This is a genomic window from Arenibacter catalasegens (assembly GCF_002909235.1).
Lineage (GTDB): Bacteria > Bacteroidota > Bacteroidia > Flavobacteriales > Flavobacteriaceae > Arenibacter > Arenibacter catalasegens.
The window spans coordinates 45,759-62,238 of the sequence record NZ_PHQQ01000027.1; the positions used below are offsets into that span (position 1 = coordinate 45,759).

At 38.7% G+C, this 16,480-nt stretch carries 12 protein-coding genes; all 12 read right to left on the minus strand.

Annotation, left to right across the window (positions count from 1 at the left end; genetic code table 11):
* Positions 1 to 70 precede the first annotated feature (70 nt).
* The gene (locus tag CWD90_RS18550) at positions 71 to 946 is read right to left on the minus strand and encodes an amidohydrolase family protein (protein WP_157941271.1); all 876 of its coding nucleotides are present in this window, start codon (positions 944 to 946) and stop codon (positions 71 to 73) included.
* Positions 947 to 1,586: 640 nt separating this feature from the next.
* The gene (locus CWD90_RS18555; RefSeq protein ID WP_103477566.1) at positions 1,587 to 2,039 is read right to left on the minus strand and encodes a hypothetical protein; all 453 of its coding nucleotides are present in this window, start codon (positions 2,037 to 2,039) and stop codon (positions 1,587 to 1,589) included.
* A 121-nt stretch (positions 2,040 to 2,160) separates the two neighbouring features.
* Complete coding sequence (locus CWD90_RS18560; protein ID WP_103477567.1) at positions 2,161 to 2,991, minus strand: carboxylesterase family protein; 831 nt, start codon at positions 2,989 to 2,991, stop codon at positions 2,161 to 2,163.
* Positions 2,992 to 3,044: 53 nt separating this feature from the next.
* Positions 3,045 to 4,553 carry an alkaline phosphatase D family protein gene (locus CWD90_RS18565; RefSeq protein ID WP_157941272.1) on the minus strand — a complete coding sequence of 503 codons (1,509 nt, stop codon included), beginning with the start codon at positions 4,551 to 4,553 and terminating at the stop codon, positions 3,045 to 3,047.
* 79 nt (positions 4,554 to 4,632) lie between these two features.
* Positions 4,633 to 5,289, minus strand: coding sequence for a DNA alkylation repair protein (locus CWD90_RS18570; RefSeq protein WP_103477569.1), 657 nt, complete (start codon positions 5,287 to 5,289; stop codon positions 4,633 to 4,635).
* Positions 5,290 to 5,783: 494 nt separating this feature from the next.
* Complete coding sequence (locus CWD90_RS18575; RefSeq protein WP_103477570.1) at positions 5,784 to 6,722, minus strand: alpha/beta fold hydrolase; 939 nt, start codon at positions 6,720 to 6,722, stop codon at positions 5,784 to 5,786.
* A gap of 846 nt (positions 6,723 to 7,568) precedes the next feature.
* The gene (asnA, locus tag CWD90_RS18580; protein WP_103477571.1) at positions 7,569 to 8,612 is read right to left on the minus strand and encodes an aspartate--ammonia ligase; all 1,044 of its coding nucleotides are present in this window, start codon (positions 8,610 to 8,612) and stop codon (positions 7,569 to 7,571) included.
* A 430-nt stretch (positions 8,613 to 9,042) separates the two neighbouring features.
* The gene (locus tag CWD90_RS18585; protein ID WP_103477572.1) at positions 9,043 to 12,021 is read right to left on the minus strand and encodes a PVC-type heme-binding CxxCH protein; all 2,979 of its coding nucleotides are present in this window, start codon (positions 12,019 to 12,021) and stop codon (positions 9,043 to 9,045) included.
* Positions 12,018 to 12,953: an SGNH/GDSL hydrolase family protein gene (locus CWD90_RS18590; protein WP_103477573.1), complete on the minus strand. Its 936-nt coding sequence runs from the start codon at positions 12,951 to 12,953 to the stop codon at positions 12,018 to 12,020. The genes CWD90_RS18585 and CWD90_RS18590 overlap by 4 nt, the downstream gene beginning before the upstream one ends.
* Positions 12,954 to 13,111: 158 nt before the next feature.
* Positions 13,112 to 13,336 (minus strand): glycerophosphodiester phosphodiesterase family protein, encoded by a 225-nt coding sequence (locus CWD90_RS23755; RefSeq protein WP_103477574.1) that lies wholly within the window; start codon positions 13,334 to 13,336, stop codon positions 13,112 to 13,114.
* A 15-nt stretch (positions 13,337 to 13,351) separates the two neighbouring features.
* Complete coding sequence (locus CWD90_RS18600) at positions 13,352 to 14,647, minus strand: Gfo/Idh/MocA family protein (RefSeq protein ID WP_103477575.1); 1,296 nt, start codon at positions 14,645 to 14,647, stop codon at positions 13,352 to 13,354.
* 192 nt (positions 14,648 to 14,839) lie between these two features.
* Positions 14,840 to 16,285, minus strand: a complete 1,446-nt coding sequence (locus tag CWD90_RS18605) for a sulfatase family protein (RefSeq protein WP_103477576.1) — start codon at positions 16,283 to 16,285, stop codon at positions 14,840 to 14,842.
* Positions 16,286 to 16,480: the final 195 nt, after the last annotated feature.

The following is a 16,480-nucleotide window of genomic DNA, read 5'->3' on the forward strand; positions in this document are numbered from 1 at the left end:
TTTTGGCTATGAGCAGCAGCATCCCGCAGGGTGCTTTTTCTCATAGGTTTTGATAGCGGTTGCTTGGTCTTTACTGGTTTTTATGTTTCTGTATCTCTTCATCTGTTAATCTAAGGAACCTTGCAGCGTTGTTATAAAAGATATCTTCCTTTTGTTTTACGCTTAGAAAGTCAGCTGCTCTAATATTGCCAACGGAAATTTTAATTGACTGAGGCCAAATCATCTCATCCGAACCATACATAATTCGCTCTCCATAACCGGCTTCAACAATTCTTCTCAAATAATTATGAAATTCAATCTGTGGCAAAACCCAATTGATTACAGCAACATCGACGTAGACTTGTGGATGAGCCCATAGAAGTCCAATGAGTTCGTCGATGAATGGATATCCGGCATGCATAATGTAGATTCTCAATTTTGGATGTTTCACCAATACTTCTTCTAATAACAGAGGATTGCTAAGGCTCATTCTGTAATTTTTCATTCCTATGTAGGCTGCTCCTGGAGGCCCTGGTCCCATATGAATTCCAACTGGAATGTCAAGTTCCTCAGCTAAGGAAAAATACGGCTCAAGTTTCTCGTCATTGGGAGCTAATCCACTGTACTGAGGACCAAATTCTGCCATGATTTTGTAGGTGCCTTCCTGAAACCATTTCCTTAAGGAATCAACAGGTGTAGAGGAGGTACCCCAGGCTGGAATAAATCGCTCTGGATCTCGACTTTGATAGTCCAAAGCATTTGGCCCATCAACCACAGCTTTAACGATATTAAATTCATTCAAATACTTAAATGTAGAATCTCTATAGCTTGGTTGATCGTTATTCGATCTAAGTTTTGTTACCGCTTCTAAGATATCAGGTCCCGCATATCCAGAATGCAGATGCATGTCAATAATGGGGGTATTCAACATAGTGTTTTTCCTTTGTCCAATACTGGGAATGCTCATTAACACCACAATTGTCACTAAAACATATTTTTTCATATTGATTTATTCTTTTGTTTATATGATAAAATTACCACCAACGTAAGTATATATGTGCGCGTACAGATATTTCCATTTTAACGGGCCTTACCGCAATACATTTTAGTGTCCAATAAATAATATTAATCCAATAAAATTTTATCTAGTGTAAAGAGAGGGGGAAGTACTACTACGAAGCATTTGCTTCTATCCTTCTAAGTTAACAAATATTGGTTTAGTATTAACTTAATAAATAAAAATAGATAATACCCACGGTATGGTGATTTTGGATTGTTACAAATTTGTATTTACCAGCGAAAAGGTTAGTGTTAAATTTGGCATGATTTTTTGGCGAAATTATATGCACTTCAGCATCTATAGTATTATTTTTTTACCACAACTTCACTACCTATCACCATAGGGTGCACCACAGCTTCACCCTGTAGAAATTGATGGCTTTGCTTCTGTTTTTTGCTGAAGCTAATTGCCTACAAATATTTCACGCCATCCTGATCGGAGAAGAAAAAAGTAACTCCATACACGCCAACAATTCACTACTCAATAATCAAAATTAGAGACTGATATGAAATTGGTGGCAAAAGGCCAATAAACTTATTCAAGTTGTTCACTCTTTGGCCAAAACCTTTTTCAATGCTGTCTGAACGATTCCGATATCATTAAAACCCTGAAAACCACTAAATCCTACAGAAATTCGGCTCTCATCGTCTAATTGGATTAATTGTCCACCAACCCAGCCAATAAGGTCGGGAAGTTCTATAGGGGCATCTTCGGGGTCCATAGTGCCCCCGAAAACAATCTTTTCATAATCTCCTGTATTATGACCAGTAATCCACACCTGACTCGCTTTTTGCCAGGCAATCCTAAAGATTTCCCGTTGTTCTATTTTATCTGTTCCAAATAACTTTCCATAAACTTTGCCATCTTCCGAGATGATACAGATTGCTACATTCCCATTACAAATTTCCCAATCTTCAGGACTGTTTTGAAACCCAGGAATTTCTTTTTCCAAGGCTTCGAATAAGGAGTAAATAGTTTTCTCAAGTTTAGCGGTGGTCATTAAAGAATGGTTTTAGATTTATAATTCTTTGTAAAAGTGATATAATAAACATCAAATATTTTTATCGAACAAAAATTGAAAATATTAATAGGGTGCAACACATTACAACCGTTAATTCATTTTATCTTTTGTTAGTTTCCTTTTCGTTGACCTGAACAAAAAACCAATCCAACAATTCCGGGGTATCAAAAGCCAGATGCCAGCTCCCATGACCAACACCGGGAAACTCATTATATTTTGGATTTCCACCCGCCTTTTTAAGTGCGGTAACCATATTTCGTGAAAAGTCAACAGGAACAGTTTTATCATTGTCACCATGAAAAACCCATAGGGGCACATCAGAAATATTTTTTGCAAGATCAGGATTACCTCCACCACAGATGGGTATGGCTGCGGCAAACATTTGAGGGTGGGTTAGGATGTAATGCCAGGTTCCAAATCCGCCCATGGATTGACCGGTAATATAGCGTCTAGTGGTATCTATATTAAATTCTTCTTCCAAGGCAGATATGGTTTCAAAAACTAAAGATTCAACATTGGGTTGATTATATCTTCCTCGTGCAATCAGGCCTTCTCTTTCAATCTTTCCCAGAGACCTCCCCCAATCAGCGCCAGGTGGACATTGGGGCACAAAAATAAAAGCAGGGTATTTTTTTCTATTTTCTAAAGTGGACAACACTTGTGCTGCCTTAGAACCCGCAATTTGCTTGATATTATCTGTACCCCGCCCTGCTCCTCCCGACAGACATACTACCAGGGGGTACTGTTTATTGGGATTGTAATCCAAAGGCATAAGCAAGCGATATTGCAGCGTATCTTTCTGCATGTTGACATAGGTTCTTCCGCTGAACAATTCAGCCGTTTTAGGCACCTTGGTCTGGGATACCGATTTGGTTACACCAAAACTGAATATGCCAACTGCAATTATCAATATTTTTAAAAACTTCCTCATTTCCTTTATATTCCTTCTTTAGGGAACTTCATTGAAACTAACTTCCTTGTCATTTAATTTCGGCTAGTTTTTTCCGTCTCATAAAGTAAATTTCCCTTTTCATCATAATGTTGAAAGATTGCCACTGGAATACTATCCTTTCTTTGCACTGTAACAGACAAAAATCCACCACTTGCAGACTCCTGATCTCCTTGAATATAGAATTGCTTAATCAATTTATCGGGATCGGTCGATTCGGGATCTCCTGCCAGGCGTCCAGGGCGTGAATTGTTATCTACCAGGGAACCTGTAGAAAATTCTTCAAATCCACTCGGGTGCATGGCGTGGTATTGCCAATGCCTGTCGCCACATATGATATAAAGATTTTTATCGAGAAAACCATTATCACCCAACCATTTGAAAATTGCTTCTCCCTCATACCTGAAACCGTCATGATTTACATGATTATCTGTTTTGTATGCATCATCAGGACCTACCATAGGAGTTGGAGAAATTATTAGTTTAAAACTGGCATCGCTCTCCTTTAATGTCTCCTTAAGCCAATGTAATTGCTCCGTTCCCAACAGCGTTTTGTCGGGGCCATCTTTCATTTCATTGGGACTTCTATAGTCCCTCCCTTCCAAAAACCAAACCTGAAGATCGCTGCTCATCTGATGGGTACGATACGTTTTAGCATTTATGTCCTCTAGATCCACCACAGGTAATTGCTCCTTAAAATTCTTTATCCCCAATTCATGGGATATAGGAAACTCCTGAAAAGGGTCGGCATCGTTGAATCTATAATCATGATCATCCTTTTCCCAGTAGGTTCCCACCTTGCTAAAAAGTTCACGAAACCGTGGTTGGGCAAATTGTTCGTGGTATTTTCTGCGCATCCCTTCTTCATCCACCACTTCCATTCCCTTATATCCTCCAGGGTTCGGATTCTTCCCTGCTTTGACGGCTCTGTCAAAGTTGGTCTTGTGGGGATGGTCAAAGTAAACGTTATCACCTGTACCAATGAAGTAATCTGGGTTCAGGTTTTGGATAGCCCTCAATGCCGGATACCCTAGAAGCTTGTCTTCTCCAGAATACGCCGTACCTTCCTCATATTTTCCGAAATGGAAAAAATAGTGGTTCATACCCGTTACTACGACCAAGGATAATTTTGTACTGCTATTTGGTCCAGGCAAGGTTTTAAAAGTCGCTATTTCACTTTCAAAAAGTGTATTCTTGTCACTACCGAATTGGAGACGATAGAAGTATTTATTTCCTGGCTCCAGACCTTCAATTTTCTTTTTTACAATAAAGTCGTTCTCTGATCGAACCTTAGAAAAGTCAGAATACAAGGGATTATCAAAAGTAGCATCCTTATCAATTTCAAATCTCGCGACACCATCTTTACCGGTTAAATCTCCGTTGATCAAGCTGTCAGTAAGGGTTAATCTGGATTGTAGGATTACGGATGTTGAAGTGGCTTCACCAGCCATAATTCCTTGTCCCAGATAAATGTCCTGAACCATGGGTTTGCAGGAGCTAATTAGGGCGGTGATCAGAAGGGTTCTTATAATTGTTTTTATCATACTATGGTCATTGTTGTCTAGGTTCAGTGTATGTTGTGTGTCCCGAAGGGCATCCAATATACCTTGTTGGCGGTAGTTTTTATGTATTCTTCTTGGCTAATCCCAAATAATGCTTTCGCGTCTCAGGGTCGAACTTCTCAATGGCATATCTTAAGGTAACCCTAGGTAGCGTTGGAGCATACTCATCCAGAAAGCGTTTCAGTTTATTTTCGTCTCTTTTGCCTGCTTCCCTGATCCAGCTACCCACTGCTTTTTGGACAAATTCGTCTGAATCGCTTGCAAGAATTTCGGCAATTTTAAAGGTGTCATCCAATTCATTCTTTCTTATAAAATAGTAAGTACTTACAATTGCTGTCCTTCTTTCCATTGGATTTAGGGATTTTGCCAAATTATATAGTGGCTTTCTGTCCTTATCAAACAAATAGCCTCCAACAACGTAAGGTGCGGCCCTATCTACCATACCCCAATCGTCTATATATTTATGATTTTCAATATACGCCAGGTAAATATCCAGCCTCTCCCCTACGGAGGTTTTCTTATTACGTGCTTTCCAGTCTAGGATGGATACTGCACCAAGTCGGTGATCGTAATTTTCGCCTCTTAGTAATTTTACAACCTCACTAACTAGCATGTACTGAAATTCTTTCGCTAAAAAAAACAGCTCCCTTTTAGGAATACTTCCTAAATATTCATTCCCAATAATTTTTAAGGTGTCAATGAATTCTTTTGCCGTCATTATCTTATTGATTCATTATTCTGCTTTGCTTTCGAAGTCATTTGTTCTCTATTTATAATTACCGCCATGGTCCTAGCTGTCCGTAGATAGGCGGTCAAGCACCTAATTTAGCAAATATAAACCAAACCTGCCTGCCGAAACACTCCAAGAAAATTTGTCTAGCCATACTTTTTTGGTATGGGAGGATTTTGTTACGTAAGCATGCTCCAGTAAATAATTTAATACGGTGTTGTAGCACGTTTTATTACGATTTTTCGTATATTATAACTATGGACTTACCAATTGAAGTTTTCGAGATACTTATTCCTGTGGCTATAATTAGTGTAGCGCTGGTTATAGTACATTACCTAACAAAAGGGAGTAGGAATTTCAGAAGCAGCAGAAATAAAAAGGCTAGGAAGCAGTTTTAATCTGCTAAATTCATCTTTTAGATTTATTGAAGACCAACTTTACCTTGTCGAAAAAGAAGATTATTTACCGAATGAACAGGGTTCTTATTTTAAAAAGTCCAGCATTTTTTTATTCACTGTCTCCGCTTGATCAATAGATAAAAAATGTCCTGCATTTTGTATTACTTCACCTTTCCCTTTTGGCAGCGTATTGGCAATTGCAACCGTTCTTTTTTCATTAATCATATCGTCATCACCAATTAAAACCAAAACAGGCATTTGTAAAGATTTTAATTCGTCATTGGAAAAAGGTTGCATGCTAGTTACAAATTTGTTTTCAGAATCCATTTTCGCACCTATTTTATATTGCTTTAAGTAGGCATCGCTAATATTAGCTACATTGCTGGACATGCTTTCCAGGCTTTGCGCAATTTGTTTTTCCTTTGAAGAAAGTATCGTAACTATATTTTTTAATAAATCCGTACTTGGTTTAATCCATGTAAAAGTTTGGGCAGGACTTAATAATAGTAAGCTTTTTATCTTTTTCTGATCGTCCAATGCTAGGTTAACAGCCAACCAACCCCCTCTAGAAGCACCAATTACATGAAAGCTATCCAACTCCAAAGCAAATAAAACTTCTTTATACCAATCGGTAACTTTTTCTACACTTTCAATATCATTTTGCAAATAGGATTTCCCTGCTTCCAAAATAAAGTCGATCGCAAACACCCGATGGTTTTTGGTAAGTGATCCTATATTTGGATACCACATTGTAGAACTGGCATTCATTCCGTGAAGTAATACCACTGGTTCTGCATTTTTAGGGCCACTTACAATAACATGTGCAATTCCGTTGGTTGTAGGAATATATAATTCTTCAAAAGAGACATTCCATAATTTTAAAGTCTCGTCATAAGCTTCAAAATAAGCTGCATTTGAAGCAGATGGCTTTGTAATGTATTCCGGTGGATTTTTATATTTATCGTATTTGTCAGTACAACTAACATATAAAACAAAAAAAGTAAGCAATAAAAATGGTCTCATAGAATGCAATATACAATGGATAAATCCCAAATGTTGTGTGTGAATTGGATAAAGATAGAATAAACTAACTGGAGTTAGTGTTTTGTTCATTTTTTGCATCGCCCAAAAAACGAACCAAAAAACGCTAGGCTGATTTTTCTATTCTTGAAATCTACGGACTTTGCACGGCCGCAGCGTCCAGGCCGCTTTCACTAAGGTGAAATGCTCTATGGACGCCTACCTACACCCGATGTGAAAACCCCTTGATTTACTACTAAAATAAAAATAGGCCGTTCCCTTGTTCCGTCAACCGATATGATGTCATTAAATCATTGACCATTATTGACTAGAGTTGAATATTGTCCTTGAAGTCCGTTGTAAGGTCTGTCTTCTTCCGTGGTGGAGATGACATGGCCGTAAAGAATTATTGAAGCCTTGGAAATAATTTAGGCCATGGCATCGGTCCATAAAATCCAAAGATTTTAGGGGCCACATAGTGAAGAAGGGTCTTTTCTTTTGTTTCGTTTTCTTTGGACAAGCAAAGAAAATGAATAAGTTTGATGGTATTCATGAACCTCCTGCGGCGGTTTCATTGGACATGCAAAGCAATCGAAGATTCACAAAAACCAATAAGGAATAATAACAACCACTTGAATAAAATGAAAGTTGCGCGTTTATGTGCAAGAATTTTCCACAGGAAAATCAGATGCAACAAATTGCGCGGACTACTTTTCTATAAAAAACCTAAGTACCCAAACAAAATTACTACACATAAATGTGCCATCTATTATGGATAATGATTAAAATAAAAATGGCTGCCAAAAAGTATCGGCAGCCATTTTAAAATTATTTTAAAGTGTGGGGTTCCTAAAAGAAAATGGGAATATTCCCTTGCTTACATTCTTCAATCATTTCTTCGGGCCAGATACTGGTCTGAATCTCTCCAATATGCGCTTTTTTCAGAAAGAACATGCAGAGACGGGACTGACCTATACCACCTCCAATGGATAAAGGAAGTTCATCATTAAGAAGCATCTTATGCCACATTAACTCTTTTCTATCTTCTGCTCCTTCAATTGCCAGTTGCCTATTAAGTGCTTCTTTATCAACGCGAATTCCCATAGATGAAAGCTCCAAGGCATCTTCAAGCATAGGATTCCACAGAAGGATATCTCCATTTAGACCCTTTAGACCATTATCGGTTTCAGTGCTCCAGTCGTCATAATCTGGAGCTCTTCCATCATGCTTTATCCCTTCTGGGAGTAGCCCCCCAATTCCTATAATAAATACGGCACCATACTTTTTAGCAGCTTCTGTTTCCCTTTCCTTGCATGACAGATTAGGATACTGTTCTGCCAGTTCCTCTGTATGAATAAAAGTAATTTCTTCTGGAAGTACAGGTTTTAGATGAGGATAGCGCTCGTAAACAACATATTCTACCCTTCTAAAAATGCTGTAAATTTTACTTACAATATATTTTAGAAAATCAATAGTTCTTTCTTCTTTAATAACCACTCTTTCCCAATCCCACTGATCTACATATATGGAGTGTATATTTGAAAAAACTTCGTCTGGACGTAATGCATTCATATCTGTATATACCCCGTAGCCTGACTCAATTCCTAATTGGGCCAAAGCAAGTCTTTTCCATTTGGCAAGCGAATGAACAATTTCAGCTTCAGCATCATCCATACTTTTTATTGGAAAGGTAACAGGACGTTCTACGCCACTAAGATCATCATTAATTCCAGATCCTTTTTTCACGAACAAAGGAGCGGTGATTCTTCTCAATCTCAATTCGGACGACAAACTAAGCTCAAAAAAGTCTTTAATCAACTTAATTGCTTGTTCTGTTTCCTGCATATTTAATTGCGGATGATATCCTTTCGGGATTTGTAATTTATAATCCATTCTATGTAACCTTTAATTAAATGATTAGCGATTTGCCATGTTATTGTTGAAAAATAAAACGCAAAAGTGCAATAAATAGAAGGAATATCAAAACAGTGATTAGTGATAAATAAAGATGTTTTATGGACTTCTTCCCGTTAAACCAAAGTGATAACTATTAAATGCATAAATAAAAGAGGCTTGATCATTATATGGTAAGAAAACTGGATTCGGTTCATTCAGAACTACTTAATCCATGCTGCAAATTCATAACCAGCCAGCTAGCGTTGTTAGTTTTTTTATTTACTCCAAAACTCTAACAAGTTTGGATTTCATAACACGCTAGGAATAGGTCCAATTCTTTATATTCCATGTTTCCATATGGTACTAACCAATCACTCTTTACCATTAAGAAGGTATGAATTATTGCTTGATTTGAAGTTTATCCCAATTAATGGCTTTTCCCTAGTTCGGTGAGATATTTCAAGAGGTCAATAAATTCACTCTCACTTAAGGAATTTGTCAGCCCGGCGGGCATCATTGAAACCTTACTTGCCTCACGAGATTCAATTTTACTTTTTTGCAGGGAAACTTCTGTTCCTGCAGAAGTTTTAATTTTAATCATGTTCGCATCTTCAAAAATTATTGAGCCTGCATAAAAGTCTCCATTTATTGTTGTGATTGCAGACGATTTATAACCTTCTTTTATCTTTTTATTTGGTTCGATCAATGACTCGATGATGTAGTCTACTGGAGCACTAGCACCAATACTACCTAAATCAGGTCCCACATCACTAGAACCAACTCCCTTGAGTTTGTGGCATGAGGTACAAGCAATTTGAGGCCTTAGATATATTTCCTTTCCATTCTTTGCATCTCCGTCTTTTAATTTTGTCATGAGATCCTGAGTACTTCGGCCATAATTCGCATCAACAGAGGCGGTTTTTATAGAGCCTGCTTTAGCTAGGGCAGCCATTAATTCCTCTGCTCCCTCACGTCCGGATGCCTGAACAAAACGAGAGGCTTTTGCAGCGGTTTTGGTGGCTATGGTTTTTCCTTTCAATGCTGAACTTAAGGCGGTAAAGGCTCCTTCTTTCTTAATGACCGTCTTGATTAAGTAATTGATTGTTTCTTCGTCAAGTTCTTTGTTTAACAGTTGGGTTATTGTTTCTACCCCCTCATCCAGGTCAACTTGGACTAGTGCAGCTACTGCTAACTTAGTTGTGCTAATAGAACGGTCTTCACTAATAATCTGCACAAAGAATTCACTAATGTCATCCGTATTAAACATCGCCAGACCTTGAGCGGCACTTTCTTGGATAGCATAGCTTGTGTTCGGCTTACTCAGTTTTTGTTTGAGTATATCGATAAATTTTGTGCTTTTCCAATATCCTGTAAGCGCACAGGCAGTTTCTTGAATATACTCATCGCCGAATGCAAAAAGGTCTTGGAGTGCCTTATCTTTATTCTTAGTGGGAAAAACACCTCTATTTTTTGCTGCAATTAATAGGCTGTTGGTCGCATCTCTTTTGTGAGGGTGGCCCTTTACACTAGCAATTTCCGTAAGAAAATTTAATTGCTCAGGTTCACCCATTTTCCCTATTACTGTCAAGATGCCTGCATCGGGATTTTTACTATTCTTATAAAAATCAATTAACGGCTGGGTCGCACTAGGGTCTTCTGTTGCTTTAAGAGCAAAGATGAGTGCGGCATCTTCTACTTGAAGTTTTTGATTTCCGTTGTGGACGGAAGGGAGCCAATATTTAGATAATATCCGGCAGGTTTGACGTAATGCAAATGAGTAGGATTGATCCATATTCGGATTGTAGGCAAGTAGGGCAGTATTGAAGGCCTCAATTGACCTGAACTTGCTCAGCGCAGTAATCGCTTCACGTCGGACACTGGGATCTGAATCTTGAACGGCAGTTTTAAGTAAGACAAGTGCATTGGGCACTTTTTCATTCCAATAGTAGAGGACCCTAACAGCAGCTGATCGAGCACTTGCAGTTTTCGATTTCAATACAGATTTCAGTAAGTCTATATCCATTAAATTGAGAGTCTGCACTGTCCATAGTGCTTCGAGTCGATGATGGTCGTAGTCAGGACCTTGAGAATTGAGGTTTCCCAACCACTTGTCTATAGCATGTATAACCTGGTTAGCTTCCCTTGTCTTTAACGTTTGTTTAGCTAGTAGTCTCACCCAGTTTTCATCTGCCGTCAGGAGGTCTAACAATTCAGGTATGCTTAACTCATTATAGTTGGGCTTATGAAGTAGAGGCCGTCCCTTTGCAGTAATTCGCCAGACTCGACCATTCACGTGATCTCTTCGCTGATCGCGAAAATCAACTTCCCCGTGCTGTATAATGGGGCTATACCAGTCTGCCACATACAGGGCTCCATCCGGCCCCATTGTGATATCTACAGGACGGAAGGAAATGTGCTTTGATTTTAGAAAAGTAGGCTCAAGTTTTGCGATATAGGAGCTTCCATCTGCTTCAAGGGAGTAGCGGTCTGTTATGTGCGCACGGAAATCGTTGGTAATGACATTACCCGTCCATGATGGTGGAAAATGTTTCCCACTAATAATTTCAATACCACTGGCTTTGGGACTGTTAGGGGTGAGTGAGGGCAAGGCTTGGGATTCGCCGGGAGAAGTTAAAAGAACAGCGTTTGGAAAACTGTGCCCAAAACCACTACCTGCACCATCAGCCTCAAAGGACTGACCCCAATAATTGACTGAATGTCCCCAAGGATTTATATATCCCTTTGAGAAGATTTCCAAACGTCGCGTCTCCGTGTCATAGGACCAGATACCCGAGCCATTGAGATGACGTGGTCCGTAGGCTGTTTCTACATTTGAAGAAACGTAAAAGCCTTGCTGCATATATATTTTCCCTCCAGGACCCCAACCAAGGCGATGGAGGGTATGGTGTGTATCTTCTGTTCCAAACCCAGTGAGTAAGACTTCTGATTTATCAGCTTTCCCATCACCATCTGTATCACTAAGATGAATAAGTTTGTCGCTGCTTGCAACATAGGCCCCACCTTGGTTATCTGGAAGTACCCCATTGGGCATAATAAACTTATCATAGAAAATGGTAGACTTATCGGCCACCCCATCATTATCAGTATCTTCAAGTATTACAATCCGGTCACTTGGTTCCTCATTTACGTTTAATTGTGGGTACAAATGGCTACCACAAACCCAGAGCCTGCCCTCGTTGTCAAAATTAATTTGGGTAGGTTTTTCCATCATAGGGGTTGCGGCAAAAAGATTTATTTCGAAACCATCAACAAGAGAAAAGGAGGCCAGCTCCTCTTTTAGGTCTGGTTTTGGTATGTCCTGCAGGTCATTTTGTGCTTGTAGGGTTTGGATCAATAGACCGATACAGAGAAATAACTGTAATGTTCGTTTTATATTATTAATCATAAGTTCTCAAGTAAGGATGTAATTGCTAATTCCTGTTTTACAATAAATGGCTCAATCTGTGCAGGTTCTTCCTGAGCAATGCGTTGTTCATGTTTACGAAGTCCGTAGACATATGCGTCATTCTGCGGTCGCCAACGATGAAAGAAAAGTGTGTTCTTTTTGATAATAGCATTACGGATGTCGTCGGCTTTTTTAGAGTCAATTTTTATCGCTAGTTGGGGGAATATTAATTCTTCCGCAATTAAATCTCCAGCTTTGCGGTATCCTTCTGACGAAAGGTGTACTCCGTTTGTTGTGTATTTATTCTCTTTGCTGAATGGGGCAAATAGATCAATGAAACGGTACTTCCCTTTAATGGCTACCTCTTTGGTTGTTTCCGCATACTTTTTAAGCTCCTTATTTCGTGCTTCTATGTGTTCTGCGGGTATACCGAAACCTTTTTCCATAGGTAAGGTAGAAATAAGAATAAGTTCAGGGCAATGCTGACCAAGCATTTCCAAAAGGCGGTTTAGGCCATTACGGTAAGCTTCAATGCCAGCGTCATCATCAAAGGATTCATTAAAACCATATGCGATGAATATTTTGTCCGGTTTAAGGTCGGTTATTTGTTCGGCCAATATTCCGAAGCCTTCCTCTGGGCTCCCAAATCGTTGCCCATCACGTGCCCGTGTGCGTGCATGTGCGTAAACATTATCCCCGCTCCAACCAATGTTTCGGAAAGTGATATTTTTTGTAGGGAAGCAAAGGGAGAATGTCGTTTCAATTTCTCCGTAGGTAACGGCATTTTCAAAGAAAGCATTCCCCAGAAAGATAACTTTTTCATTTTGTTTAAAGGCAAGTGGTCCCTTCGGAGGTGTAGATTTGGAATTGCAGGATGCCAGAAGGATAACTAATACTAGCAAATAAATTCTGTGGGTGTATTTTAATCTCATATTTTAAATTCTAAGTTCATTGGTCGATAACGAATCAGATTCAAAATCCAAATTGACTTTTTTGAGCCAGTTTTAATTACGAAAATAAGACAAAAGCTATTTTATTATGACCAATTTGGATAATACCAGTCAAAAATATTTTTAATCATTACTAAATTTTAAAATGTAATACGTCTAATATGATTAGTAATCACCTTACCTCTACCATTGGTGATCCTTTCCAGGGAGGCATTGTGCATTAGCACTATAATGCTGTCTTTGGTAAGCCTTTGATCAATTTCAAAAAATGCAGGTGCATATTTAATAACATTTTCAAAAGCCTCGATACTATTTTCGGCATACCGAGTTGCCCTTTGACCTCTATGGCCACTAATTATTGGAATATCATTTTAGTTTTGCTATAATTTATATTGTGGAATCTTCATGTTTTCACCATTCTTCAGCGCAGATTGATGCGCTATGATTCCCGGGACCGACATATTGAGGGCCATACCAATATCAACAAGGGGTTTACGATCCTGAAGAATTGCTGAAATAAATTCATCGGTAAGCCTACCGTGAGATCCTCCATGACCCCCAGGATTAACATTTGGAGGAAGTCCAGGTCGCCTCAAATCCAGCAAGGTATTTTCATCCAATCCTTCGTACTTAGAATAAAACGATCCTCTTTGTCCTCTGACCCGGCCCCTTTCACCGTGGTCCCCGGGAGTATCCCAACTAACAGCCATCCTAGACATTCCTCCCTCACTGGTACGGAACATTGCAATCTCGGTAGCAAAAGGATTATTATATACATTATTACTTGGTTGAAACGCGCCTAAAATACTAGGCATTCCCAAACATGAGACTTCCGTAAAGGTACCCTCAGATACGCCTATATAGTAAGCGTTAGAATGGGTAGGATAAAGCTGAGGGGGCAAACCATTTCGCCAGTTGTTGTAACCAGCTATGGGCTCTGCCATATAATGATAATACTCTCCTTCAGTATAAATCAATTTCCCAAACCCACCACTCTTGTATATCTGACGCATGGCATAAAGATTTGAACGAAACATGGAAGTCTCAAACAGCATATATTTAAGCCCACTAGTTTTGACTGCTTCAAATATCTGATTAGCTTCTTCTACCGAGGCGAAAATAGCAGGAACGGCGCATGCCACGTGTTTGCCATGCGCAAGTACTTCTAAGACGTGCTTTCCGTGACTTGGAGCATCAGTAGCAACAAATACCGCTTCTATACTATCGTCTTTAACAAGCTCCTCGAGTGACGGATAGGTTTTTTTAGCTCCTGTTGCCTTAGCCAATGCGGCTAAACGATCCGGATAAAGATCACTCACTGCTACCACTTCTACATTAGGGTGATCTTGAAAACCAAATGCGGCCCCGAAACGGGATTCCCCATACCCAACAATTCCGACCCGAATTTTCCGATCTGAAATTGAAACCCAATCTAAAGAATCATTTAAATTTTCAGCACTTTCCTCGAATCCCTGAATATCAGGGTTCCCTGTCAACACTTTCTGTCTAGTTGAACAACTAATTTGTTGCAGGCCAAGACCAACTGTTACCATGGCCGCCGATTTTACAAAAAAACGTCTGGAATTTGTGATTTTTGGTGAACTCAGCTGAGGGTCTGATGAGTCTTCAGCTGCTCTATTTTTGATTGAGGTTCGCTTATTGTTTTTAAATTTCATTGCTTTAAATATTTAGAATATTAGTATTAGTTGAAATCACCACTTTATCTAGCAAGATGATTTACAAGTATTTGAAAAACGGGTCTAACTATAAAAAATAAAACCCGTTTAAATTCTGTTTACCCAAACTTTAGGTTATTGTTTATAAAACATTATTCGAGGATATTATTCACAAAAATTGAAGACCATATGTTAATTGTTAGCCTTTCTGAATAGCTCAAGGTGTGGCCATTCAAACCCCTTTACCTTTTTGTAAGTTGAAGGACTTTTATGTTCCTTTTGTTCTTTAATGAAAAAATCGATATTCTCTTTACTAAAAAATGGGTCTTTAATTTTTTTCTGAAAGGTCTTCATTTCGTTCCATAGTTGTGTACGGATTTTGTTATAGGAAGGATTACTGGCTAGATTATGCCATTCGTACGGGTCTGTTTTTAAATCGTACAATTCAAATTCCTCGGGATAAAGGAAAGATTCCTTTTGGTTTTCTTCATCAATGCTGCTATTCACATATCGGGATGCTGCCAGCAAGTTTAAATCCCGAGAGGGATTATAAATCAGTTTATAACGTTTATCTCGTATTCCAAATTGCATGTATAAAATAATGGGGGCTGAACCCGTGGTGAATGTATGAATGTACTTATAACCGTCTACAATTCCTGAATCTACATCCTGAAGTGGGTTACCCACAAGATGATCTGGAACTTCTATATTGGCGGATTTAAGCATTGTAGGCAAAACATCAAGGGTAGAGACCATTTTGTCTTCTACTTTTCCTTTAGAAAAGGTATTGGGATAATTCACTATCATTGGAATCTTTACACCTGCTTCGTACACACTTCCCTTGGCTCTTGGAAAATCTGCGCCATGGTCGCTTATATAAATAATCACTGTATTTTCTCTTAGCTTTAATTCTTCTAAATTTTTGATTACCATTCCAATACCTTCATCTAAACGGTTCATACTGCTATAATAGTCTTTCATTTCTTCCCTGAGATGCGGGGTGTCCGACCCGATCCATGGCAATGGTTCTATGTCCCTTCCTACTCTTACTGTAGGATAGCCATCTTTTGAAACTTCAACAAATTCTCTGTGAGCATCCGCATAATTGATAATAAGCAGAAATGGCTTTTCCTTTTTTACTGCATTTTGCATAACAGTTTTTGCTTCATTGGCATACTCCCTAATACTTATGATTTTAGAGAAATTTTGATCCTTAATGGCGCGATGGTCTATATAATTTTCCACCAAACGTTCGGGGTTTATGTGGGTCTTGCCTAAAAAACCGGTATAGTAACCCGCTTCTTGAAAATAGGCTGGCATAGTTTTAAAATCTTTAAACATAGAAAATTTGTGGGTAGCTAACCCAATATGCCCTGTCTGCCTAGTATAAAGCCCTGTTAAAAAGGCTGCACGTGATGGACTGCATACCGAATAAGGAACAAAAGCATTGGTATAGCGTATGCCTGTGGCAGCAAGTGCATCTAAGGCTGGGGTATGCACCCTGTTTTCTCCGTAGCATCCAATTTGTTCGCTATTATCTTCAGATACTATAAATAAAATGTTTGGTTGTTTGTTCGTTTGAGTAAACATGCTTAGGCTAGAACATAAAAGTATTCCTAGTAGAATTGTTTTTTTCATAGTTCACTGTATTTCTTATGTTGTATTGATTGAAATAACCATTCAAATTACTGACTACATCGGTTGCCTTCGTCTTATTCAATTTATCCAGAGTAGAATCGGACCAATTTCTTTCGAACAATATGCACCACTAACAATAAAAGGGTAAAGCATTTACAGACTTTTTCAAATCCGAGATATCATATTTAAAACATT

Excerpts from the sequence above, each read along its gene's own strand:
- CWD90_RS18550 (WP_157941271.1), bottom strand. The coding sequence starts at position 946 with ATGAGCATTCCCAGTATTGGACAAAGGAAAAACACTATGTTGAATACC.
- CWD90_RS18555 (WP_103477566.1), bottom strand. The coding sequence starts at position 2,039 with ATGACCACCGCTAAACTTGAGAAAACTATTTACTCCTTATTCGAAGCC.
- CWD90_RS18560 (WP_103477567.1), bottom strand. The coding sequence starts at position 2,991 with ATGAGGAAGTTTTTAAAAATATTGATAATTGCAGTTGGCATATTCAGT.
- CWD90_RS18565 (WP_157941272.1), bottom strand. The coding sequence starts at position 4,553 with ATGATAAAAACAATTATAAGAACCCTTCTGATCACCGCCCTAATTAGC.
- CWD90_RS18570 (WP_103477569.1), bottom strand. The coding sequence starts at position 5,289 with ATGACGGCAAAAGAATTCATTGACACCTTAAAAATTATTGGGAATGAA.
- CWD90_RS18575 (WP_103477570.1), bottom strand. The coding sequence starts at position 6,722 with ATGAGACCATTTTTATTGCTTACTTTTTTTGTTTTATATGTTAGTTGT.
- asnA (WP_103477571.1), bottom strand. The coding sequence starts at position 8,612 with ATGGATTATAAATTACAAATCCCGAAAGGATATCATCCGCAATTAAAT.
- CWD90_RS18585 (WP_103477572.1), bottom strand. The coding sequence starts at position 12,021 with ATGATTAATAATATAAAACGAACATTACAGTTATTTCTCTGTATCGGT.
- CWD90_RS18590 (WP_103477573.1), bottom strand. The coding sequence starts at position 12,953 with ATGAGATTAAAATACACCCACAGAATTTATTTGCTAGTATTAGTTATC.
- CWD90_RS18600 (WP_103477575.1), bottom strand. The coding sequence starts at position 14,647 with ATGAAATTTAAAAACAATAAGCGAACCTCAATCAAAAATAGAGCAGCT.
- CWD90_RS18605 (WP_103477576.1), bottom strand. The coding sequence starts at position 16,285 with ATGAAAAAAACAATTCTACTAGGAATACTTTTATGTTCTAGCCTAAGC.